This is a genomic window from Pseudoalteromonas sp. MMG005, assembly GCF_018101015.1.
In the GTDB taxonomy this organism is placed as follows: Bacteria; Pseudomonadota; Gammaproteobacteria; order Enterobacterales; family Alteromonadaceae; genus Pseudoalteromonas; species Pseudoalteromonas aurantia.
The window spans coordinates 77,392-102,321 of record NZ_JAGJEK010000014.1 but is presented as its reverse complement, the minus strand read 5'-3'; the positions used below and the strand labels follow the sequence as shown (position 1 = coordinate 102,321).

Genomic DNA, 24,930 nt, shown 5'->3' with positions numbered 1-24,930 from the left:
ATCAATAATCACCTGGGTGAAAAATACACTGGGGGCAAAAGAGATTAAATTCACTCCAATTCAAAGTGGAGCAAATAATCTTGGGTATCGAGTATACACTGATAATGCACAGTGGTTTTTGAAACTCTTTAATTCAAATTCGATGCATTCGTCCTATAAACAACAAAATGAATTTCTATTTACTCAAGCTCTGTATCAGTCAGGAATTCATAATATCGCCAAACCAATAGCAATTAATGAAAAGATGCATGCTAGCTTATTTTCTTATATTGATGGAGTAGGAATAGATAGAGCCTCTTCAGAAAACGTTAATGCTGCCATTAATTTTATAAAAAGCATAAATGAATGTAGTTTACTCACACCTTTGAATACTGCCAGTGAGAGTCCCGATACACTACAAGGATTTGCAGACATTGTCGCAAGTAGGCTTCACATTTTTGAATTACAAGAATTTGGGCAAGAAAAACTTAACGTCGATTTTTTACAAACCCTATCAGTGGTGAGAGAACGCCTTAAAAAAATTCAGTCCCAATTACCCGTTCATTGGAGGCATACTCTAGAGCGTAACATTGTTTCTCCATCAGATTTTGGTTTTCACAATGCGCTTTTCTGTGAACCTGAGTATTACTTTATCGACTTTGAGTATGCTGGTATAGATACACCTTGGAAAACTTTCTCAGACTTTTTTGCTCAACCTTCGATTCCCGTTGATATAAAGTACGCAAAAGCATTGCTTTCATTAAATATATTCAGGCCATTATTGATATCACCGAACGATACACTAAAAGTATTTGAGTTAACATTATTGAAATGGTGTCTAATCATGCTCAATGAGTTTTTACCCGAAGTACAGGTGCGAAGAGTTTTTTCATGGAACATTTCTTGCTTAAATGAACAAAGGGAAAAATTGCTACATACCCAAGAAGCTCAGCTAATAAAATGTAATAAATATTTGTTCAACATTCCCAGTAAAGTCGAAGAATTACAGAAGGTATTAAGAGAAAACATATGAAAGCTGCTGTATTATTTAAAACAGGCGAACCACTGAAGGTTATTGAAGGTATTGAAATGCCACCCCTTACTAAGGGGCAAGTTCAAGTTAAAATCTTATATAGTGGCCTTTGTCATTCTCAATTAATGGAAGTGCAAGGAGGGAGAGGTGAAGATAAATACCTTCCTCACCTTCTTGGCCATGAAGGAGTTGGTATTGTAGAAAAATTTGGAGAAGGAATAACGAAAGTAGAAGTTGGAGATAAGGTTGTTATTGGTTGGATCAAAGGCAATGGTTTAGATGCTCCTGGCGGAAAATATCCTCACAATGGTTATACTATTAACTCTGGAAGTGCTACTACGTTATGTGAGAGAACCATCGTGGCAGAGAACCGACTCGTAAAACTGCCCAGTGGCTTCCCCGATAAACTCGCAATCCTTTTAGGCTGTGCTTTGCCCACAGGCCTAGGTATAGTCTTTAATGAATTACAGCCAAAGCCTGAGAAGAGTATCGCCATTTTTGGTTTAGGTGGAATTGGTATGAGCGCCTTACTAGCCGCTAAGTTAAGTAACCCAACAAAACTTATTGCTGTAGATGTAAGTGATGATAAATTAGCTTTAGCGAGGAAGCTTGGAGCAACACACGTAATTAATGCTGATCTTACGGACCCTGTTTCTGAGATTTATAACATTACAAACAACACCGGAGTGGATTATAGCTTAGAAGCTGGCGGTACTGTACAAACCATAGAGCAAGCATTCGAGTCTGTAAAAGATGGAGGCGGGCAATGTGTATTTGCATCACATCCAAGTAACGAACTCAAAGTCACACTAGAACCTCATGCTTTTCATAGAGGAAAGTCTATCAGAGGTAGCTGGGGAGGCGGTAGTAAACCGGATACCGATATTCCAAAGTTTGTTGAGCTATACAATAGTGGGAAACTCAACTTAGAATCCTTAATATCAAAAAAATATACTCTCGAAGATATAAACTCAGCAGTTGATGACTTGCAATCTCATCGTATTATCAGAGCACTTATTGAGTGTTCGTCATGCTAACAGCCATCTATGGAACTACAGAAAACACCAGAGTTTTCCTTAAGTATAATAATTATCAAGAAAAGTATATCTTTGTTACAACAGACGGAAATGCAGAATTTGATGATCAATATGTACACAGTATTGAGGAACTTGAAACTCTAGGTGTAGAACACATATCTAGAGTCGTTATTTGTTCCCAAAACCTGACTGAAATTACCCATTCGCTTAAAGAAATTGGATTTCCACATGAAAAGTTATTTTTCTTCAATCACGCGAAAAATACTTTAGACCCTATTATAAAGCTGAGTACACGCATAATTAATACATCAAGTATTCTATATGCCATATATGACTTAAGGGACTGTTTACCTACTTATGACTTTATTAATTTTTGCGTAATGGCAGAAGTACAAAAAAAAATACAATCGAAAAGCCACCTATCTTTAATTATCGTTCCAAATAGGTCTTCAAATCCAGAAAAGTTACTACTTTCTCCTTTTCACTCTGATGAGGCTTATGATTGGCGTATCTCGAAAATCTTGTTAGGTGTTGCAAACTGCTTACCCAGTTTAGCTGGGTTTCAAATATTAAGCAGTGCACAAGAAATTGAAACTCTTGATTTCAGCGATAAAGCTGTATTCCCAAATAACGCACATCTTGTTTCAAAAAATAGCGTAATTTCAACAAGTTCATTTTATAATTTGCCAAAAAATACTACTTTCAGTGTTTATCGAGCTCCTATAGAAGCACAAATTCTTGCTCAAAACTTTATTAATCACTATAGCGCTGATAAACGGGTTATCACTATAACTTTAAGGGAGTATGCGATACATGCAGATAGGAACAGTAATATTGAGCAATGGACGAAATTTTTACTGTCCTTGGACTTGACCTTATATTTCCCTGTAATTATAAGAGATACAGCTACTTGCACTATACCGTTACCTGAACAATTAAAGCAATTTGAAAGTTACCCGATTGCATCTATCGATTTCCCATCACGGGTAGCACTGTATCAAAAGGCTTGGCTAAATTTAGCTGTATCAAATGGGCCCTCTTTTATTTTCAATTATCTCAAAGGATGTCACTCAATAACCTTCATGAAAGTAGATGAAAAAAACCCTGCAATATCAACAGGTACTTTTAAGAAAGCGGGGGTCACTCCTGGTAAACACTATCCGTTTAGAGATAATACTTTACAGCAATTGGTATGGGAACCAGAGACATATGAAAATATAACCAATGCCTTCTCTAGAATAGTTGATATTAAAATTAAAGATGGTAACTAATTATGAATCACTTAGGTGCGCAAAGGTATACAAAAGCCGAGCTAAAGCAGGCAGGATTTAAAAAAGTAGGTAGTAATGTTCAGATAAGTTCTAGAGCCAGTATATATGGTGCTAAGAATATCTCTCTTGGTAATAATGTCAGAATAGATGACTTCTCTACCATAATTGCAACCAATGAATTATCAATTGGTAACTACGTCAGTATTCACAACTACTGCTTTTTGGGAGCGCGGTGGGGTATAAGCATAGGAGATTACGTAACTCTCGCACCTAGCTGCAAAATATTCTCTGCCAGTGATGATTACTCAGGTGCATATATGACAGGAGTGATGGTACCCGAGGATCTAACTGGAGGGAATCAGGGTAAAGTCGTAATAGAAGAACATACTATCATTGGCACTAACTCGATCATTCTTCCAAATATAACTCTAGCCTCAGGAACTAGCATTGGAGCTAACTCCCTAGTTAAATCAGACACTGAAGCGTGGCATATTTATCATGGAACTCCCGCGAAAATATACAAGCCTCGCTCTAGAGAACTTTTACTCCTAGAGAAAACTATTTATTAGGCTATTACTATGCATGTCCCCTTTTTAAAGCTCTCAATTTCTGAAAATGAACAAGAAAACATATTATTAGCAATAAAATCAGTATTAAATCATGGTCAATTTATTCAAGGACCCGAGCATAACTTATTAGAAAAGAAAGTTGCAGAACTATGTAATCGAAAGTACTGTATTGCTGTTGGCTCTGGTACTGACGCGCTATTTTTGACATTTAAAGTGCTCGGTATTGGTCGGGGGCAAGAAGTAATTACGACTCCTCTTTCTTGGATTGCGTCCACAAACGCCTTTGTTATGCATGGGGCAACACCTGTTTTTGCCGATATTGATAACACTTTAAATATCGATCCTGAACATGTAGATCGACTTATTAATGAAAAAACAGCAGCAATACTGGCTGTTGATTACGCTGGTCATCCGGCAAACTACGAAAGACTCGTCGAAATCTCCAAAAAATATAAAATCCCTCTAATCGAGGATGGCTCCCAAGCCTTTGGCGCAAAGTATAATAACCAAACCGTTGGGAGTTTTGGCTTGGTAAGCTGTATTAGCATGAACCCAATGAAGCCTCTCTCAGCTTTAGGTGAAGCTGGGGTTATTCTGACCGATGACTCCCTGCTGTATGAGCAGTTTATTGCAGCAAGATATAGCGGAATGGTGAATAAGGAATTGTGTTACAAGCCAAGTATCAACTGTCGAATGGATACTATACAAGCTGCAATTTTACTTGAAAAGTTAAAAAATTATGAGAAAGTTACTCACCGTCGCCAAACAATTGCTCAAAAATACATTCAAAAACTTTCACCCTATGTATCGTTTCCCTCTATAAGTGCAGACACTAGCCACGCCTATTATCTATTTTTATTATACACAGAACATAGAGAGAGTCTGTTCAATTTTTTAAATGAAAACCAAATAGAAGCACGGATTAGGGATAGCATATTAATTCCTTCACAACCTTGTTATGAACATTACGATTCTGTGGAACTAAAAAAAGCGAGGCAAGCAGCCGATTTATTGTTAGCAATTCCAGCACATGAGAAAATGACAGATGAACAAGTAGAGTTTGTTATTTTAAAAGTTATAGAGTTTTATGAGACTAAATTATGAGTAATGCTATATTTATCAAAGGTAATATTAGGAGCATAGGTAAGAATGAGCTAAAGAGCTTAAAAGAAAAAGCATATAACTCAGATAATGGACGTTATCGATACTGTTTACACACTTGCTCTAGTGATGATTTGCAAAATATGCTCATTGCCATTACTTCAGAATCAGTATTATTACCACAACGGAGGGTTGGTGCGAACAAATGCTTCACTATTTTAGAAGGCGAAATCATTCTGATTATTTTAAACAATGATGGCTCCATAGTTGACAGCTTCCTGCTTGAAAAACTAAATACAAATACTGTTTGGGTTTCTGATGAATACTATACACTAACGATACCCCGCTCAAAAATATCCGTGTATCAAGAGACCATTACGGGTAATTTCAGCTCGGTAAACGATCACCCTTCTTGGCTCGTCGATAAAAGCGCAATTGATGCCGTAATTTCACAACTAGGAATTAAAAATGACTAAAGAAAAAGAACTATGGATGAGAACTGCAAAGATAGATCCTAATGACAAAGGTTTTCTGCTTGGTCCTTATTTTACTGACTTTATTAAACATGACATGAAACATTGTGTTTTTACTCTAGCACGATATAAATTTGTGATGAAAATGTTACCAAGCAACTCTTCAGTCCTTGAGTTCGGTTGCTCCGATGGCGTTGGTACTCTAATGCTGAAAGAAAAGGCAAATCAAATCTTGGCCATTGACTTTGATGAAAGAACAGTAAATTGGGCTACAAAGAACTTAACTGATGAAAAAATTCAATTCAAGTGCTCAAATATTTTAACAGAGATATTTGGTAAATTTGACGTGATCGTTTCTTTAGATGTGATTGAGCATATATACCCAGAAAATGAGGATAAATTTATGCAGGCTATATTAAATAACATGGCAGATAACGGCATGTGCATTATAGGTACTCCCAATATAACTGCGGAGAAGTACGCCACCAAGAATGAGCAACATGTTAACCTATATAGTGGCGAAAGATTATATGACACATTCTCCAAATACTTTCATAATGTTTTTTCATTCGGAATGAACGATGAGGTATTACATACTGGTTATGCGCCAATGTGTCATTATTTATTCGTGGTCGCCTGCAACCCAAAATAAGAGATTTTTATGCGAACAGTACTTGTCCAAGGTAACTTTGATGTTTTACACCCTGGTCACATCCGATTATTACATTTTGCTCGTGAATGTGGCCATAAATTACTGGTTGCGGTTAATTCCGATTCAGCAATGCCATTCAAAAGTCGAGTGAGTGAACAGCACCGGCTTGAAGTTGTTCAATCTTTAGAGTGTGTAGACGATGCATTTCTAACAAATAAATCGGCAACAGATATTGTTCATCAATATAAACCTTATGCCGTTGTAAAAGGGAAAGAATTTGAAAGCAGAGATAACCCAGAACGTAAAGCCCTTAATATATACGGAGGAAAACTCATATTTGGGTCTGGCGAATTTGAAAGTAATGCTGAACAATTTATAAGAAAACCAAATACGCTAACCTTTGACTATCGCGAAGCGCGAGAATACGCCAAACGCCACGAAATTGATATTCCCAAAGTTCACTCAACATTTGCGAAAATAAAAACCTTAAATGTTCTCGTAATTGGAGAAATTATTGTTGACCAATATGTACAAGGTACTGCTATTGGCCTCTCTCAAGAAGATCCTACGATAGTTATGACTCCAAATAAAACAGACATATTTTTGGGAGGAGCAGCGATTACAGCCGGTCACATCAAATCAATAGGGGCAAAAAGCGTACATCTTTTATCCGTTGTTGGTGAAGATAAAATGGGCGAGTATGTGAAATCAAACATCCATAAATATAATGTAAATAGTTGCCTATTTGATGATAACAGCAGGCCAACTCCACTCAAGATCCGTTATAGAGCTGGTAATAAAACATTGCTTCGTGTGAACCAAGTCAGGCAACACAAAGTCGCTAAAGATTTACAAAATGATATTCTGAATAAAGTAAGCAATATAATCAATGATATGGATTTAGTTGTATTTTCAGATTTTAATTACGGAGTATTACCGCAGTGGCTGGTAGATAATATAACCAACCTATGTATTAAAAATAATGTTAAAGTTGTGGCTGATAGTCAAACTTCATCACAAGTAGGCGATATCTCACGCTACAAAGGTATGCACTTAGTGACACCCACAGAGCGAGAAGTGAGAGTTGCTCTCAACAACCCGGATGATGGCTTAGTTATCCTAGCTCAAAAATTAGCAACGAAGAGCCGAGCTGAAAGCATAGTCATAACTCTGTCTGAACAAGGTATCTTCATTCATCAACCCACTGCTGACCTAACAAGCTGGGAAAGCGATAGATTACCCGCAATAAATAAGCATGCTGTTGATCCTGCTGGTGCTGGTGATTGCTTCCTTGCTGCAAGCTCTTTGGCTTTAACAACCGATGCTTCTCCGTGGTTAAGTTACTATCTCGGCAGTATGGCCTCTGCTTGTCAGGTGAACTCTTTAGGAAATTCACCTTTAGAACTTACGATGTTAGAACAAGTTACAATAGAGTCATTGGCATAATGAAAGCAGTACTACTAGCAGCTGGCTTAGGTACAAGGCTTCGTCCATTAACAAACCACACTCCAAAATGTTTGGTCCCAATAAATGGAGAACCTCTCCTTGCTAATTGGCTAAAAAAACTAGACGGGTTAGGTGTCAAAGAATTTCTCATAAACACCCATTACCTGCATGAACAAGTTGAAGAATTCATTTATCAAAGTCCATATAAGGATAGAATTCATATCTCATATGAACCTCGCTTGTTAGGTACCGCTGGTACATTAATTAACAATAAGGTTTTTTGGAGCAATGAGCTTTGCTGGGTTATACATGCGGATAATTATTGTGCTGACAACCTAGAGGAAATGCTTTCGAAACACATGAGCAAGCCTCATAATATTGATGTCACATTATTACTTTTTCATACAGAAACCCCACATAACTGCGGGATCGTAAAACTAGATAATCACAATGTCATTACAGAATTTCATGAAAAAGTCCCTAACCCACCAGGAAACCTTGCAAGTGGGGCACTCTTTCTATTCTCTCCAAATGTATATAAGCGTTATTTTTATGGGTTAAAACCAATGCATCATTACGAACTTAGTTTAGATGTATTACCTCGCATGGTTGGAAGTATGCAGGGCTGGAAAACGCATCGAACTTATCTAGATATTGGTACACCAAAGAATTATTACAAAGTCTGCGGCTTAAATATGGAGTGATTTTTGCAAAAATTCACTTCAAAATATTAAATAGAGGACAATATTATGGCTTTTTGCGAAAACTGGGATGAGCTTTACCGAAATAATGAACACATGTCAGTATGGCCTTGGAGCGAAATTGTAAGTGGTTCACTACGCCATACAAACCTCAGAAACGCATCTGAGAAATTTGCTATTTTAGAAGTAGGATGTGGCGCAGGTGCCAACTTTCCATTTTTTTTAACACATTGCCCCAATGTATATGGCATGGATGGCAGCTCTTTTATAATAGAGCAACTAAAAGAGCGCTACCCATCAATAGCTGGTAACTTACATACGTGTGACTTCACCAAACCATGGCCAATAAGTCATCAATTTGATTTAATTGTTGATAGAGGCGCATCTGTTCATAACGGCCATAAAGATATACAGCGATACCTAAACCAGGCTTACGAGCAATTAAAGGAAGGTGGTATCATGCTCATAACAGACTGGTTTAGTACTGAGCATTCAGACTATGAAAAAGCTCCAGAATCAATAGACAAATACACAAAGTCAGGTTACACATGGGGACCCTTTGCTGGTGTAGGAAGTGTTAATTTTTTTGATGCTGAACTTATTCATACACTAGTACAACAATTTGAAATAATCTCTCTTGATCACTCGAGCTCATCTTCCTATGGCAGTGACAATATTCACGCAGCTTGGAGCATCGTGCTGAAAAAAAGGTAATATAGAGTAATGTCAAAAACACTATCGATGCAGCGTTGCAACCTAGATAATAGCTGGGATGAATTCATACAAAATTCGGATCATGGAACCCCATTTATGCAAAGTAGCTATATTGACGGGCTCACCGAAAATATCAATTCTTTCTATTGTTGTAAGGGCGATGAAAAAATTGCAGCTTTGCTACTGATCGTAGATAAATCAGGTGACTCTGTTATCGGTCACCCAGATATTATCCACGATGGTATTATTCACCGCTCTACTAAGCATTTGAATTCGGCTCAAGCACATTCTGAACAATTCTCAGCACAGCAGTTTATTGCTGAGTATTTAGCTCAGAAATATCATCATGTGAAGCTTAAACTATCACCGAATATTAAGGATATTAGAGCTTTTCTTTGGGTTAACTACCATGAACGTGAAAAACCGAGATTTCATGTAGATGTTAGATATACTTCACTATTATCAATTGAAGAACTCAACAAAGAAAATATAGAGTATAAGGAGTCTTTACTTTATAAAAATAGCTCAGTCTCTCGAAGACAAGAAATTCGATATGGCCATAAAAAAGGTGTTATTGTCAGTAAATCGAAAAATTACAAAAATTTTTGTAATTTATATACGTTGACAATGCAACGCCAAAATATTGAATTCTCTTTGAAAGATCAAGAAAGGCTCTACCAATTCATAACAGCACTTTGCGATAACAATCTAATATTAATGTTTCAAGCCGAGAGTGCATCTGGGCAAGTTGGCAGTTACGCTGTATTTCTACTATACGGTTCTCAGGCATATTATCTATATGGTGCGAACGACCCTCAAATGAGAAATGAACATACGGGTACTATGGTATTGCAAGAATCGTTCATATCTTTGGCAAAATCAGGCATAGCGAATATTGATCTAGAAGGAATTAATAGCCCTCAAAGGGGCTGGTTCAAGCTAAGTTTTGGAGGAAATGTTACTCCATATTACCAACTTACTCTATCGCCTTAATCGAGTTATAGGCGTCAACTAAAACATCAGCTTGACGCCAACATTTTCCACCATATCTTCCTGAAACTATAATATTGTCGACACTTTCACAAAGCTTATCGTAATTATACTTACTGTTCTGTGAAAATGCCGTTGTCGGTACTGGAAATGTATTGTGCTCTATCTGCTTTACATGACTGATTAGAGCTGCTTGTTCACTAACAATTCCCATATCTTGCAACTCTTTGACTATGTCTTCGACTATAAATTGGTCAACCTCATTTGGCGCACATAAGATTTCAACAGAAAGATTGTTATACTTGACGCTACCATGCAAATTAGGGTACAGAGTTAAACGAAATATCGATGTCGAATGCTCCCAGACCCACAAGTAATGTGATTGTGTATCTAGAAGTGCCAAATCAAAATTTAAGTGAAAAATCACAGCAGTCCTTAGAACTACTTTCGACGCTGGTGTTGGAATGTCCATCGCTTTTAGAGCTAAAAATGGTGGGGCACTCCAAAATAGTAGATCACACTTCACTGCTTCAGCTACTTCATTCAAAGCAATTGATTTAACTTCGGTACCCTCAACATTAATTTTATCAACACTTGTCGAAGTTCTAATCACTATTCCTTGCTCGTGAATCTGATCTTTTAGAATACTAATCAAGCACTCAACACTTTTATTACCATTAGGATAAAAATATGTAGGTGATATGCGTGGTTCTCTTTGCATACGCAATAGAAAGTCTGTTTTATTCTGATATCCAAGCTTGGCATCGAATGCGGGTAATTCTTTTAACTTTGCTGCTACATCACGTGGTAATGCCAAAATACGGGTAAACCCGAATAGCCCCGCATCCATTGTCAGCGACTTATAGTCAACATTTTGGCCATACAGTTTTTGTAAAATTGGTAAAATGATTGTATGCGTAAATATAGGTCCTAATGTCTCTAAGCAATAGTAATAAATAAGTGGGTTACTAGACAAATCAGCTAAGCCTACCAGTTCTCCACATGCTGTAGCATAATGTGCTGGATCAATTTTTCTGCCGTCAGGAAATGGACTTTCAAGGTCCCATGAGCCAAAGAAGTAGTTTCCTGATTTCAATTCAGGTATCACATTCCAATTTTTTTCTATTTCATTTTTAGGAAATAAAAGCGAATCTATATCATCAATGCCAGTGCTGTTAGGTATATGCGAACCCATATCGTAACGCACACCTTCACTATCTGAAACTGATCGAAATAAGCCCCCCACTTCTGTCGATTGCTCTATAATCGTTACTTCTTTATAGTTTTTTTTAAGTAATAGTGCTGCAACTAACCCACAAATTCCACCACCAACAACTACTGCACTTTCTTGATTCATACATCACCTCAACACCTTAGTACTACTATCAAACCATACCTAGTAATTCGTTATTTTCTAACTTGGTGATCGCTGATGCATATTCAGAAACACACTGTCCGTGCTTGTTAGCAATATCAATAGTGTTATTCTCTCCATCACTGTAGCACAACAACATTTTTATCCGATCTAATTCGTCCGCCTGACTTGCCCGCTCCTCACTAAAAAAGCTAAGTGTCGGGTAAAGACCACGGCTACCTAAATTAGGTTCGCCAAATGGCTTCAAATTATTGAATGTCGCAGACTGCTCAAATGCCAGAAATAGCTTTTCTAACTTATCTATACTATCTAATAATGGTTTTATACCCATATATGCTTTATTATCTAAAGAAGTATGATATTCGCTATAGCCATCATGAAAGCTTCGGCTAACACAACACACCGGCAACTGAAAGCCAGGAGAGTTATATTGACGTTCATCAGAGCCACTTAAAGGGCTAAAAGGGATATTGTGATGATGGTGACCATAGTCGTTCAAATGGTAAAGAAGTGCATCGAGTAAACCAGTATCATTGCGGCTATGCTTAAAAGTTAACTCCGATTGCGAGCCCCCCATACAATTAATAACAAGCCCAGCTTCTAAATTATTTCGAAGCTCATCTCCAATAAAATGGAGAACACCTAAACTACCAATCGTTTCTGGGTTCAATATAAAGCGATAAGAGTAACGTCTACGCGGCCAATTTTTAATTCTTTGATATAAGCCTAATAAAACAAGCGGGCCACTCAGTTCATTATTCGCCATTGAAGGATGACATAAATAGGAGCTAAGAAGGACTTCTTTTTTTGACTCCCCTGATAACATTGTTTGCGCAATATCCAAGCTACCATCTTCGAAACTACTTTTAATCACAGCGCGATATTTTCCTGGCTTTAAGTTTTCTCTAGCACTATGCGCTAAACAAAAGCCCCAGCGTTTTTTATAATAACTCGTTACATAGGGGATTGCATCTGGCTGTTCAGGTAAGCTATACAAATGCTCTTGTAGTTGCACCAAGTCCAGCTCTTTATCTACTGGTTCAGAATAATTCACAACTTCAATATTTAATCGACTCATATCAGCGATTTTATCACCATCAGGGCCTATCAAGTAAGCTTCAGAACAATGCCACTCTTGTGGAACAGTCCAATCAAATATAGTTTCTCCTGTCTTTATTGATAAGGTATCTAATGGCATATACCTAGCGAATATATCATAACTATGCCTTAACCCAGGGCCCGTAATCGACCTCATTATAGGGAATAACTCATCAAATAATGCACTATAAAAGCACTCAGACTCTTGATACTTCAACATTAAATTTCCTTGCCTAAATCACATGTTCTATCATAATTCATAGCGTAATCATCTCTTATCTCTTCAACATACTGTTGCCAAAGCAGATTAAGTTCACTGTATTTTTCCAAGCAAAAAGCCTCATCATCGTACTGATATAAAAGCGTTATCATTGGGCAATGGTAGTATAAGAGCGCCCCCTTAATTATGTGGAACAGATGCGCAAGACTCGTATCTCGTAAAGAATAAATAAACCGAGCCTGTCTTCGCAATTGTTCCGATGCCACTTTACGTGAATCGACATCTTCCCTAGAAATTGCAAGAACGTGTTCGCATACATCTTGTAACTTATCAACCGCTATAAACTTCTCTTCCACATCATCTAGTGGTAATTCTTCGAAAAAGCCTTGCTTTATACTCTCAATCACACTGACCTTATCTAACGGCTTTTTTAAGTCTATTAAATTGTCTGTCGGGGTCGCTATTGCCCCTTGAATCTTTGCACCATGCCCAACGTTCATACAACTTGTTGCATTATAATGGCTAATTAATCTTTCAAGCTGTGCATGTGCAACAATATACAAGTCATTAGATATAACATAACTTCCTAAATTACCTTCAAGGGCTTTTCCATCAAATTTCAAGCTCAAATATCCCTCACTACCATCCTCCTCAGACTGGCTATAAATGCTGTCTTTACTATGATGGGTACCACATGGTTGAGAACCATTATCAATCCCGAATAAATACACATTCCGAAATCCCATAAATAACATAAACGACAGGGCAGCATTCGCAACAACGGGATTACAATATGGAATTAAAGGTAATCCTTGAGAAAGATGAATTTGAGATAAAAGATTTAATAAACAAGTACCTGATTCACTACCTTTAGCAGCTATTCCCGCCCATTTATATCGCTTAGTTGTATCCGGGTATAAAGTATTTAAGCCTAATAAATTTACTTTTTGATATTCTTCACTTGGGAGAATATCACCAAATATTTTGTAGTTCGAATACGGCCTCTCAACCAGAACGTGAAAGTCTGTTTGGATACCTTTGTTATGTAAAGATGCAATTGAAGTTCCTATTGCAATAATAACCGCGTTTTGTTGATTATTTTTCAAAAACTCTTCGGCACTATCGAGGGAAGGGCCATTACCGACAATAAATATTGGTGTGTCAAAATCTAACCCTGTCGGCGACTTACTCAGTATAGCCGCATTATTTCGTAAATGATGAATGCTATGTGCTAATCCCGTAACTGCATCGTTATAAAACCCATGCCCAAATTGGAAACGAAAGTAATCAGAGCACCATTTTTGAATCAATGTATTTAAAGTTTGACCTGGAGTGTGCTGATAACAGAAACTGCGGACCAATGAAAAAGCACCAACATCTTCTGATATTTTCTCTATATCATCCATAAATGATTTATGATCAATTCCTAGATGAAAAAACAGACACCCTCCTTGTTCATCAACAGTCTCTATGATTTCAAACCAATCCGTACAAAATAGACTAGCGAAGAATTGTTCAAATTCAGGTTCTATTAAATACACATAATCAAAATGGGTCCGCTTAAGTAATAAGGGCACATGATAACCAAGGCCAATACCAAAAATAATTGCCGTAGGAAATGAATCAGGTAATACTTTTATAGAACTCTTATTCTCAGTCCGCACATCACACATATGTCTTGTAAGGGCTGTCATGTAACGGCTATGTATCCTTGTATCCATATCATCTTGTGGATACCCAGTATAATCCGTCAAGCTATATACAGCATGAGTTGTTTGAACTTCAATTTGTTCTTGAGTCTGTGCAATCGGGTCGTCTGAATATATTGGTGCATCTATATTTTTTGGAAAAAAATTACCATGGCCGGTAGATGTCACGTGAATACAAAAGTCATCTCTTGTTTGATAGTCTTTTATTGCTTGGGCAATTTCTTGGTAGTATTTTTCAAAGCAAGCTAAATTTTTTGAAAACCGTTCATTTGCTTCGATAGCAAATTTATCTTCTCTTTGCTTATGTTCTAAGGTTTCTGATAGCTTTGAGCTGAGGTTACTAATTTGCTGCTCTAAGGAAGGCGTTGTCATTTTTCTACCTTAAATATCTCTGTAGGCACTTATTTTTTTACGGTTACTAACTTGCCCTAAAAGAGCTTTGGCTGTTTTTTTCTTAGCAGTTTCTAATTGAAGAATAAAATTAGAAAATCTCTCGTTTAACTTTACTGCTGAGTCATATGTAAGTACTGAGTTTTGCACTAAGTCTGTAGTACAAAAAATCTTTAATTCTTTGTCTAAATCAAGCAACTGCTGTTGCGCGCTATCTAGTTTATTTTCTTTAACAAGTGCTTCCGCTTTATTAAGCATCAAGTTTATAGACGTATAACTATCCAACGCTTGCATCCGAACCATTATCGTTTAAAGTTTTTTGCCTTACATCAAATGGAATAGCATCCCACGCTGATTTAATTTCTTTAAGTAAGAGCGAAACTTCATCAATAATAGACGCTTCATTCTGCATGCTCGCGTCAAGTAACCTATCGATCATATATGAATATAACGCATATAGGTTATCAGTGACCTCTCCACCAACTTCAAAATCTAAACACCCTCTAAGCGCTTCCAAAATAGCTGACGCTTTTGAAATATGCTCTGCTTTCGCCTCAAGGTTGCGTTTTTCAATTGCAACTTTCGCAAAGACCATCTTCTCGATAGCTCCCGACATTAACATTTGAATGATTTCATAACGATCAGCACCTGCTACTTGTGTTTTAAGTGCTTCTTTTTGATAATTTTTTACTCTTGCATTGTACATATATGCACCCTAAGTTTATTTTGCTTTAACAAAGCCCGGTAAATTCGCAAGCTGCGCACCTAAGTATGTTTGCGTTTGCTTCATATTAGCCAACAATACGTCCAAACCCGCATACTGCTGTCGTAAGCCAGCTTCAAAAGATACCATTCTTTCATTATGACTAACGATATCACCTTCCAAATCTTTAAGCTGGCCGTTAAGCGTCGTTTCACGCTGCTTCATTAAACCACTAGAATCTACATAGTTGCCGAGTAATGTTTCCAGCCCCTTTGCAACACCATTATCTCCTGCAAAAGCCTTGCCAATATTATCAAAATTTTCATCCATCGCGTCATTGAGGCTCCGAACTAACGACGATTTTTGTAAATATCCCTCTTTATCGATTGTTAACCCTATATCAAAAATTGACTCAAATGGTCCAGCATCTGTTAACGCTTTACTTAAAGTATTAACGAGTTGATCGCTTAACCCCCTCATTGCTGAGTCCCCATTAAGCGGTTTACCAATTCTTGTTTGAAACCCAATATTTCCTACTAAGTTATTATAATTGGCAATTAATTCGTCAACCAAAGTGGAAATTGACTCTTTATCATAGTCAATATTCAAACGCGCAGTTTCATCATTACCCTCAGTATCTTTTTCACTCGTTTTCAACGCTTTAATCGTCATATCTTGTACAGCGTTTTTGAAGGTATTAGTATCGCTTGTTACAGCTAAGCCATCGATAGTAATTTTCGCATTCTGAGCTTGGTCATCTGCACCTATAGTCATTCCACCAGACGCATTCGTTGATGCATCATAAGTTTCAATTGCATCAAGTTCAGATCCATCACTGGTGATAACCAAATTATTGCCATCCCCACTCACATTAGAAGTAAGTACAAGCTTAGATCCAATACTCGGGTCACCTGTGTTTACAATATTTGCGGTCACACCAAAATTTTGCTCGGATGCATTTATCGCATCTCGCAGCTCTGCAAGGGTTGCACCTGCGTTTAAGGTAAGATCAAATGTTTTATCCGCGCCAGCTTTGAAGGTCAGAGTCCCTCCTGAAGCTGTAACAACATCATCGACAGATGAAAATGCATTATCAGCTGTTACTGCTCTGCTGCCCTGCGCTAATTGATTAACCGCAATATCAAAATTACCAACAGAAATATCTTTTGTTGGTGTAACGCTAATCAAATCTCCCGAGGTTGGCTGTGCAACAGTAGCCTTACGTTTACCAAAGTTTTCTGGGTCTGCAAGCTTTTCAATCGTATCATTTAATTTTGAGGCAGCCGACTTTACTTCACCAATAGCGGAAAGCTCTACTTTTAATGACTCTTGCTTTCTTCCAAACGCAGCTAGCTTTGGCGTACTTTCCGCATCCACAGACGCTCTTATAATACTTTCTAAGTCTAATCCAGACCCTACACCTGCTGAAGTAATAAGTGGCATACGTTACCTCCTAAAAATTAACAACGTTTATACTGTTTCATTCAGTAAAACGCCTTTGCTTACTAACTTATCGGCAAACTCATCTAAAGCCTTAGCCACTTCTCGAAATTCTTCTGACGGGATTTCACGGATCACCTCATCGTTATCTTTGTCAATTACTCTAATAAAAGGTGGATCCCCGTTCTCTCCGAATTCGAATGACAAATTTGTAGAGGTGACTGGTAAAAACTCATTCACTTTGTCTAAATTCTTTTGAACTGTATCGATTAACGTTTGCCGCTCTTGAGGGGTGTCAGTTTTCAGCTCCCCCTGACGATCTTCTGTCGTATTTTTTGTTTTTTCTAGTGCTCGCGTAAAGCTTGAGTCGTTTTCACCAACATCTTGTTTCAACGTCGATGTCAAAATATTGGCAATGCCATTTGAAGGGTCAATGTTGCTCATAACAGATCTCCTAATACTTAAACTAATTATAGCATACGGCAAACTAGAATGTATTACATCCAAGTTTGCCGTATGCTACTTCTTTCTTAACCCAATAATGACAACGCGACTTGTGGACGCTGATTTGCTTGGCTCAAAATAGAACTACTCGCTTGCTGTAAAATTTGCATTTTAGTTAAGCTTGCCGTTTCTTGTGCAAAGTCTGTATCTCTGATCCGAGAACGTGCTGCAGTAAGGTTTTCTGATACGTTTGATTGGTTTCGAATCGTCGATTGGAATCGGTTTTGTACCGCACCAAGCTCTGCTCGCTTTTTATCAACTACTGCGATTAATGCATCCATACCTGCAAATACTGCCTGTGCATTGGCTTGTGAAGATACTGAAATACCATCCGCGGTAAATACACTTGAAAACGCAGTATTATCTGCTGAAGCGCCAACTGTGGTACTAATCGTACCCGTTGTAGCACTTAACGAGGCACCTGTTACACCACTGGCGACACCTGCAATGCCTGATAATGTAAAACCACCATCTGCAGTAATTGAATTGGCTGTACCACCTATACTTTTCATACTAAAGCCGATGGTTTGAACAGCATCAGCACCTACCTGAAAGTTTGCATCATAGGTACCATCTAATAAGTTCTGGCCGCCAAAAGTTGTATCTTCTGCAACTCGGTTAACTTCTGCTGATAAAGAACGAATCTCTTCTTGAATCGCAAGTCTATCTTCATCCGTATTCGACCCATTCGCAGCTTGTTGCGCCAAAGTCCTAACTCGTTGAAACATTTGTGTTGTTTCGTCCAGCGCACCTTCAGCCGTTTGTGCTAATGAAATACCATCATTGGCATTTCGTATACCTTGATTTAAGCCATTTATCTGACCAGTCAACCTGTTTGAAACCTGCATACCTGCTGCATCATCTCTGGCGCTGTTAATGCGCATACCTGATGACAGGCGTTTGAACGAGGTATCCAGCGAGTTTGCTGAATTATTCAACTGTCTTTGTGCGTTCAAAGAACTCACATTAGTGTTTACATATAAAGCCATAATAGCCTCCGCTTCATCTTAGATAAGGTAAATAACGGGATACCCCTACCCTGCTATTTACCGAATTAGAGTCCTAGATTGATAGTTCTCTAATTCCGCTATCGGCGATTGAAGCGAAAGCTTTAGCTATATTTGTAAAATAAATTAAATTTTATTTATTATCCTTGTAATAGGCTTAATGCTGCTTGAGGCCGCTGATTCGCTTGACCTAATATTGTCTGACTAGCTTGTTGTAATATTTGGTTTTTTGTCAGCTTTGCTGTTTCTAAAGCAAAGTCAGCATCTTTGATACGTGATTTTGCAGATGATAAGTTTTCTGAAATATTTGCCTGATTTCGAATCGTAGATTGGAATCGGTTTTGTACCGCACCGAGCTCGGCTCGCTTTTTATCGACAACTGCAATTAATGCATCCATACCAGCAAATACGGCCTGAGCATTTGCTTGGCTCGATACACTAATACCATCCACGGTAAATACATCTGAAAATGCAGTGTTATCAGCTGAAGTACCAACACTTGTACTAATTGTTCCGGTTGTCGCACTTAATGATGCACCTGATACACCACTGGCTACACCTGCAACTCCTGAAAGAGTAAAACCACCATTAGCTGCTAAACTATTTGCGGTTCCACCTACACTCTGCATACTAAACCCAATAGTCTGTACTGCATCTGCACCGACTTGGAAATTCGCTGCATACGAACCATCAAGTAAATTTTGTCCACCAAACGTTGTATCACTTGCAACCCGATTCACTTCAGATGCTAATTGACGAATTTCCTCTTGAATTGCCAATCTATCTTCATCTGTATTTGAACCATTTGCCGCCTGTTGAGACAAAGTACGAATACGCTGAAACATTTGCGTTGTTTCTTCCATAGCACCTTCAGCGGTTTGCGCTAAAGATATACCATCATTGGCATTTCGATTACCTTGCCCTAATCCCAATATTTGCGATTGAAGACGGTCTGAAATTTGAAGACCCGCAGCATCATCGGCTGCACTATTAATTCGAAGGCCAGACGACAAACGTTTAAATGATGTATCTAATTCATTACCTGAATTGGTTAATTGACGCTGAGCATTCAATGCACTGACGTTAGTATTTACAAATAAAGCCATAACTCATTCTCTCTATTTCAAGTCAAAGCTGAACATTTATCAGCTTCAATTGTCTATATACAAAGTGGCAATTTTTATCGTCAAACCTATTTTGCCGATGGGGCAAAAAACTGCCATTTGCATGGTTTTAGTACCATTCAATAGTAATAAAGCAAAAGACAGGCCAAGTATTGAATATGAGAATAGAAAAACATCTGTAAGGGGTAATCTGCATCACAGCTAAACACACCTATTATTTAAAGGTGCATTATATAGATGAGGAAGGTCGAACGATCCTTGTGCTGTAAAATCCTTTTGATTTCGGCTTAGGTACTTAATTCTCTTATAGACTCAAAAAAACGCTAAAAACTCTATTTGCCACAACTTCAGTTTTGCACCGGTAAATCTACCTCTATCAATTTTACTGGTAAAAAGTTCAAAGATAACGCGAAAGTTCTCCAATAAAACGTAAATACGCGATTTCATTGTTCATTATAACCTCTACCAGTATGCATATTTAGGGGAAGTTACAATACCATCAAGTGAAATGCCCTACATCTACTAATAAGAACATCTCCATCTATATAAGAAAGTAAATTTAAGGGTATTTATATTGATGAGCTATGGCAATAAGCTGCCACTTTCAATAAATTAATAAACTAGCTCTAAGTTTAGATACAAAAACGACGTGATTTTAAATAAAAAAAGGGGCCTAAGGCCCCTTTTTTAAAGTTTGAGAGTGAGTGTCAATAAATTAGCATAAACATTGGCATAGCTTATGCTTATAAATACTTGTTCATTGAATTGATGAACGCTATTGGATTTTAAGCTCCTCCGCTTTGTTATCCAATTCGGTGTCCGTGTTAATACCCCATCAAACACGGACACCAACTTCCAAATTATCGTTCGAAATTATCCTAGTAAACTTAAAGCTGCTTGTGGACGTTGGTTTGCCTGACTCAAAATCGTTTGGCTTGCCTGTTGTAAGATCTGCATTTTAGTTAAGCTTGCAGTTTCTTGTGCAAAGTCCGTATCTTTAATACGTGATTTCGCAGCTGACAAGTTCTCTGAGATATTAGCTTGGTTTCTAATTGTAGATTGAAAACGGTTTTGTACCGCACCTAACTCTGCACGTTTCTTATCAACCACTGCGATAAGCGCATCCATTCCCGCCATTACCGCTTGTGCATTTGCTTGAGATGATACTGAAATTCCATCTGCCGTAAATACATCAGAGAATGCCGTGTTATCTGCTGAAGCGCCAACTGTCGTACTAATTGTGCCCGTCGTAGCACTTAATGATGCCCCTGTTACACCACTTGCAACACCAGCAATACCTGACATAGTAAAACCGTTGTTTGCCGCTAAACTATTCGCTGTTCCACCGACACTCTGCATACTAAAACCAATCGTTTGTATTGCATCAGCACCAACTTGGAAATTTGCAGAATATGTGCCGTCTAATAGGTTTTGACCACCAAACGTTGTATCAGCTGCAACCCGATTTACTTCAGAAGACAATGAGCGAATTTCTTCTTGAATCGCCAGTCTATCTTCATCAGTGTTTGACCCATTTGCTGCTTGTTGTGAAAGCGTACGTACACGCTGGAACATAGATGTAACTTCATCCATCGCGCCTTCAGCTGTTTGAGCTAATGAGATACCGTCATTTGCATTTCGGTTACCTTGGTTTAAACCGTTGATTTGAGAACTCAAACGGTCTGAGATTTGAAGACCTGCTGCATCATCAGCTGCGCTGTTGATACGAAAGCCTGAAGATAAACGCTTAAATGATACATCAAGCGAGTTACCTGAATTGTTTAACTGTCTTTGTGCGTTCAATGAACTTACGTTAGTATTTACATAAAGTGCCATGATATTTCTCCCGATGTAAACTTTGTGTTTACTCTCAAACTTATAACTTTAAGCCTTCGATGTTTTTTATCTCTCCAGCTTGGTTACTTAAGTTATCGGAAGGGTTAAAAAATCCTTTAGAGTTTTTTTTAAAAAAAATATAACACAATGATTTATCAATAGAAAAAAGACTAATCGGGAAAGAGCTAAAAGTACCCTCTTTATATTTAAATATTCTTCGTGCTTAATATTTTTTATATTAATCAATACATTATCGTGTTAATTGCAGAAATACCAGCTTAGGCTAGTTGCAGGGCTAGCCTAACTAGATGATTAGATTTATCGAATATATTCTAACAATGATAAATTTGTCAGGCGGCCAAAAGTAGCTTGTGAAGCTTGCAATGCCGTTTCATGTTTAGTCAGCTCAGTTATCGCTTCTGCCATATCAAGTTCTACAAGCGTTGCTTTTGCTGCTTTGTTATTTATATCGAGGTCAGCATTGGCATCGACAATCCTCTGCGCAGTATTCAATCGTCCACCTAAACCAGACTGAGTTTGTGACACTAGGTTTTTAGCATTAGTTAAACCTACGAGCGAATCAGCTAATACTTGCTCATAATCATTTTGGCTAAGCGAGGAATCGTTAAGTGCTGCCTCTAACTTATTTAGCGTGTTAAGTACATTTTCCTTTTTTGGTTGCTCTAAGTTAAATGTGATACTTGCAGCACCATTAGGTTTAACCTCCATACCATCAATATTGGCAGTTCCATCAGCATACGTACCCGACTTAAGTGCGACTCCACCCTGTAATACATCATAGGTTGTTGGCGATGTAAAATTAACCGTAATGGTATTCGCATTCGCGGGTGCTGCAGGGCTGGCGTTATATTGTGCTTTATGGAAAGAATCAAATTGTCCCTGCTCTTTCACATAGACACTCGCCGTACCCGGTGCAATAGTAGTCCGGTCAATGTCTAAACGTTTAGGTACATTTTCAAATGTGTCAAAACCATTGTCACTTGATTTAATCTCTACACCTTCAGCGACCTTTATTTTATGCTGCCCTTGGTCGCCGTTGTACTCATATTGACTCGTTGTGCTATTAAAGGAGTAGGTTTGAGTATTATCTTGATACCCGGAAAATATATATCGCCCATCTTCTGTTTTCGCATTCATCAAATCGAGGACAGTTTCCTTAATTGAAGAGATCTCTTCGGATATTCCAGCTCGGTCTTCACTTGATAAGGCGCCACTACCCGCTTGGATAGTGAGTACATGCGCTCGGGTTACCGACTCTTTAATATTATCTAAAACACTTTCCTGTGTTTTAAGTCGGCTATTCAACATCGTTAAGCTTTTAGTGTATTGCTCATTGGTTTGAATTCTATCTGTATACAGTAAAGCGCGGGCTGTCGCAGATGGATCATCTGAGGCTGTTAATACCCTCTTTTGTGTATTAACCTGTTGCTGCGCTTTGTTTACCTCTTGCTGGTTATTTAAAATAGAGTTTAAATTTGTTTTGTGCATTAAGTTATTTGATAAACGCATAATTACCTCGTTGCACTTAATAATGTATCAAAAATAGTTCTAGCGGTAGAGATGATCTGTGCAGACGCTGAATAAGATTGCTGGAAACGCAATAAATTTGCGGCTTCTTCATCTAAATTAACGCCAGACATTGACTCGAACCAAGCTTCAGACTGTGCTGCTAATGCTTCAAACGCCGCACCATTTGTTTTTGCTTGATTAGCAACTACCCCAACATCGGTGACTAATCCTGCATATGCTTCATTGAATGTTTGCAAATTATCGGCTGTTGTCGTCGTTATGACATTTTCACGTACTAATTCACTGGATTGCAATTGACTTAATGCTAACCCATTGCGGTTATCATCAAAGCCCCCCGTATTAAATTCCACTTGAAAGGAGTCTCCTTCTTTCACGTTTCCTTCAATATTAAAATCAAACCCATAGCCATTAAATGGCGCACCAGCTGTCGATAAGATATTTTCTGCGGGAGGAGGCGCTAAAAATGTAACGGTACCACTGCCATCGGTAACCGTGTATTGATTGGCCACCGCTGTTTTTTGCAACGTAATTGTCCCATTTGTCAAACTCGGGGGTGGCCCAGCCGTGAAATTACTACCAGTACCAGTATTTGAAACAGTTCCAACCGTTATGTTTCCATCTCCCGTATTACCCGCATCTGTTTTTGTTCTAATTGGCGCAGCTAAAGCCAGCTTTTCCGGTCTATCTGTGGCCAGTTCAATATTCGCAGCGGCATGGGCATTGAGCTTTATTAAAAAACGGTCATTTGGGTTCGTTGTGCCCGCTGAAACAGATATTTCCAATCCGAATGTATCAGGCGGGGTTGCTGGACCCGTAAACACGATATTTCCTGGGGGTGTAATGCTTCCAGTTGACGCAGTACCGATTATATTTCCTTTGCTATCAACGGCAGCCACTTCTACTGTTGTTGCCGTTAGATAATTAACTATAAAGTCAGTTGCTGGAATATCTTTACCTTTTCCCGCTTCTAATGTCGCCGTAACAACAGATGTAGTACCTGCATTATTACCTTTGTACGGAAACGCCGTAGTCGTTGGAATTTTAAATAGCTCACCGCCTAAATTGCCATCTAAATCCATGCCTTTTTTGTTTTGCTCATTAAATGCGTCAGCCAATGCAATCCCTATTTGACCCAACTGGTTTTGCGCTGGCTGTAATATTTCATCTCTAAATGCCAGCAAACCACCAATTTTTCCCTTTAATGTACTCGAATTGACCTCAAGCGCTACAGCTTGGCCATCTTTAACGTCCAATTTTAAATCTCGTACATTCGGGTCAGGATCCCCTGCAAGTGAAAACGCATTAAATGTACCGTTTTCCATCACTAACGCTTGGCCGGAACCTAAAAACACGAGCTTTTCACCATTAGGACCATCTAATGTTTCAATATCCACCAGCTCCGCTAAATCACTGATTGCTTGGTCCCGCTCATTTAATACTGAACTCGACGCTTTCGTACCTGTTGGGGTATTTAACGATGCAACTTGTGCATTTAAATCGCTGACCTTCTGTATTAGGTTGTTCGCTTCATTTGCAAACAGGTCAAGCTGTTGATTAACAATATTACCTTGATCAAATACAATGCCAGACAACCTATCCATTTGCTCCGTCAAGTTCTCTGCATCGGTTAAAAATAAACCACGGGTTACTCTTGAAGATGGTTGATTCATTGCTTCTTGTAAATTATTAAACAGAGAATTAATACTCTTATTTAAGCTATTTGAGTCTTCGGCAAACAATGTATCGACACGAGAGGCCTCGGTGACAAATTGTTCATAATACGTTTTATTAGAAATATCACGATTCAACTGTTTCTGCGCAAACTCATTAATTAAACGAACCGTTTCACCACGACCGACTTGATTGCCAACCATAGTCGAATGCTCAGTACGCTCACGGATATACCCTTTGGTATTCAGGTTGGAAATATTCTTACTCGTGGTCTGTAACAGCTCAGTGCTGGCTCTAATTCCACTGGTTCCAATATTCATTAGATTGAACGACATC

23 protein-coding genes are annotated in these 24,930 nt (G+C 38.2%); 11 read left to right on the top strand and 12 right to left on the bottom strand.

What is annotated here, in order from left to right:
* Positions 1-16: 16 nt before the first annotated feature.
* Genes J8M01_RS12555 through J8M01_RS12505 form a run of 11 tightly spaced genes read left to right on the top strand, consistent with a single transcriptional unit; the run spans position 17 to position 9,969 of the window.
* Positions 17-1,012, top strand: a complete 996-nt coding sequence (locus J8M01_RS12555) for an aminoglycoside phosphotransferase family protein (RefSeq protein ID WP_211058191.1) — start codon at positions 17-19, stop codon at positions 1,010-1,012.
* On the top strand, positions 1,009-2,049 hold the full coding sequence (locus J8M01_RS12550; RefSeq protein ID WP_211058190.1) for a zinc-binding dehydrogenase: 1,041 nt from the start codon (positions 1,009-1,011) through the stop codon (positions 2,047-2,049). Before J8M01_RS12555 ends, J8M01_RS12550 begins: the two co-directional genes overlap by 4 nt.
* On the top strand, positions 2,043-3,320 hold the full coding sequence (locus J8M01_RS12545) for a hypothetical protein (RefSeq protein ID WP_211058189.1): 1,278 nt from the start codon (positions 2,043-2,045) through the stop codon (positions 3,318-3,320). Before J8M01_RS12550 ends, J8M01_RS12545 begins: the two co-directional genes overlap by 7 nt.
* Positions 3,321-3,322: 2 nt before the next feature.
* On the top strand, positions 3,323-3,889 hold the full coding sequence (locus tag J8M01_RS12540; protein WP_211058188.1) for an acyltransferase: 567 nt from the start codon (positions 3,323-3,325) through the stop codon (positions 3,887-3,889).
* 9 nt (positions 3,890-3,898) lie between these two features.
* Entirely contained in the window at positions 3,899-4,993 is a 1,095-nt protein-coding gene (locus J8M01_RS12535) for a DegT/DnrJ/EryC1/StrS family aminotransferase (protein WP_211058187.1), read from the top strand.
* Positions 4,990-5,466 (top strand): WbuC family cupin fold metalloprotein, encoded by a 477-nt coding sequence (locus J8M01_RS12530; protein ID WP_211058186.1) that lies wholly within the window; start codon positions 4,990-4,992, stop codon positions 5,464-5,466. The genes J8M01_RS12535 and J8M01_RS12530 overlap by 4 nt, the downstream gene beginning before the upstream one ends.
* Complete coding sequence (locus J8M01_RS12525) at positions 5,459-6,115, top strand: class I SAM-dependent methyltransferase (protein WP_211058185.1); 657 nt, start codon at positions 5,459-5,461, stop codon at positions 6,113-6,115. The genes J8M01_RS12530 and J8M01_RS12525 overlap by 8 nt, the downstream gene beginning before the upstream one ends.
* 9 nt (positions 6,116-6,124) lie before the next feature.
* Positions 6,125-7,561: a PfkB family carbohydrate kinase gene (locus tag J8M01_RS12520; protein WP_211058184.1), complete on the top strand. Its 1,437-nt coding sequence runs from the start codon at positions 6,125-6,127 to the stop codon at positions 7,559-7,561.
* On the top strand, positions 7,561-8,265 hold the full coding sequence (locus J8M01_RS12515; RefSeq protein WP_211058183.1) for a nucleotidyltransferase family protein: 705 nt from the start codon (positions 7,561-7,563) through the stop codon (positions 8,263-8,265). The genes J8M01_RS12520 and J8M01_RS12515 overlap by 1 nt, the downstream gene beginning before the upstream one ends.
* A gap of 45 nt (positions 8,266-8,310) precedes the next feature.
* Positions 8,311-8,976 (top strand): class I SAM-dependent methyltransferase, encoded by a 666-nt coding sequence (locus tag J8M01_RS12510; protein WP_211058182.1) that lies wholly within the window; start codon positions 8,311-8,313, stop codon positions 8,974-8,976.
* Between the two features lie 9 nt (positions 8,977-8,985).
* Positions 8,986-9,969 carry a GNAT family N-acetyltransferase gene (locus tag J8M01_RS12505; RefSeq protein WP_211058181.1) on the top strand — a complete coding sequence of 328 codons (984 nt, stop codon included), beginning with the start codon at positions 8,986-8,988 and terminating at the stop codon, positions 9,967-9,969.
* On the opposite strand, the gene J8M01_RS12500 is transcribed toward J8M01_RS12505, so the two are convergent.
* The 12 genes from J8M01_RS12500 to flgK all read right to left on the bottom strand — a co-directional run bounded on the left by J8M01_RS12500 (position 9,953) and on the right by flgK (position 24,929).
* A complete protein-coding gene (locus tag J8M01_RS12500; RefSeq protein WP_211058180.1) occupies positions 9,953-11,323 on the bottom strand; it encodes an NAD(P)-binding protein in 1,371 nt (456 codons plus the stop codon). The genes J8M01_RS12505 and J8M01_RS12500 overlap by 17 nt on opposite strands.
* Before the next feature lie 28 nt (positions 11,324-11,351).
* A complete protein-coding gene (locus tag J8M01_RS12495; RefSeq protein WP_247671116.1) occupies positions 11,352-12,659 on the bottom strand; it encodes a DUF4910 domain-containing protein in 1,308 nt (435 codons plus the stop codon).
* Complete coding sequence (locus tag J8M01_RS12490) at positions 12,659-14,740, bottom strand: 6-hydroxymethylpterin diphosphokinase MptE-like protein (RefSeq protein ID WP_211058179.1); 2,082 nt, start codon at positions 14,738-14,740, stop codon at positions 12,659-12,661. Before J8M01_RS12490 ends, J8M01_RS12495 begins: the two co-directional genes overlap by 1 nt.
* Before the next feature lie 9 nt (positions 14,741-14,749).
* Entirely contained in the window at positions 14,750-15,052 is a 303-nt protein-coding gene (locus tag J8M01_RS12485) for a hypothetical protein (RefSeq protein ID WP_211058178.1), read from the bottom strand.
* A complete protein-coding gene (gene fliS / locus J8M01_RS12480; protein ID WP_211047542.1) occupies positions 15,036-15,464 on the bottom strand; it encodes a flagellar export chaperone FliS in 429 nt (142 codons plus the stop codon). The genes J8M01_RS12485 and fliS overlap by 17 nt, the downstream gene beginning before the upstream one ends.
* Positions 15,465-15,479: 15 nt before the next feature.
* Complete coding sequence (gene fliD / locus J8M01_RS12475) at positions 15,480-16,904, bottom strand: flagellar filament capping protein FliD (protein WP_211058177.1); 1,425 nt, start codon at positions 16,902-16,904, stop codon at positions 15,480-15,482.
* A 27-nt stretch (positions 16,905-16,931) separates the two neighbouring features.
* Complete coding sequence (locus J8M01_RS12470) at positions 16,932-17,345, bottom strand: flagellar protein FlaG (protein ID WP_211047544.1); 414 nt, start codon at positions 17,343-17,345, stop codon at positions 16,932-16,934.
* Between the two features lie 86 nt (positions 17,346-17,431).
* Positions 17,432-18,394 carry a flagellin gene (locus tag J8M01_RS12465; protein ID WP_211058176.1) on the bottom strand — a complete coding sequence of 321 codons (963 nt, stop codon included), beginning with the start codon at positions 18,392-18,394 and terminating at the stop codon, positions 17,432-17,434.
* 158 nt (positions 18,395-18,552) lie between these two features.
* A complete protein-coding gene (locus J8M01_RS12460; RefSeq protein ID WP_211058175.1) occupies positions 18,553-19,518 on the bottom strand; it encodes a flagellin in 966 nt (321 codons plus the stop codon).
* A gap of 891 nt (positions 19,519-20,409) precedes the next feature.
* On the bottom strand, positions 20,410-21,372 hold the full coding sequence (locus J8M01_RS12455; RefSeq protein ID WP_211058174.1) for a flagellin: 963 nt from the start codon (positions 21,370-21,372) through the stop codon (positions 20,410-20,412).
* A gap of 318 nt (positions 21,373-21,690) precedes the next feature.
* A complete protein-coding gene (flgL, locus tag J8M01_RS12450) occupies positions 21,691-22,902 on the bottom strand; it encodes a flagellar hook-associated protein FlgL (RefSeq protein ID WP_211058173.1) in 1,212 nt (403 codons plus the stop codon).
* Between the two features lie 2 nt (positions 22,903-22,904).
* Complete coding sequence (gene flgK, locus J8M01_RS12445) at positions 22,905-24,929, bottom strand: flagellar hook-associated protein FlgK (protein WP_211058172.1); 2,025 nt, start codon at positions 24,927-24,929, stop codon at positions 22,905-22,907.
* Position 24,930: the final 1 nt, after the last annotated feature.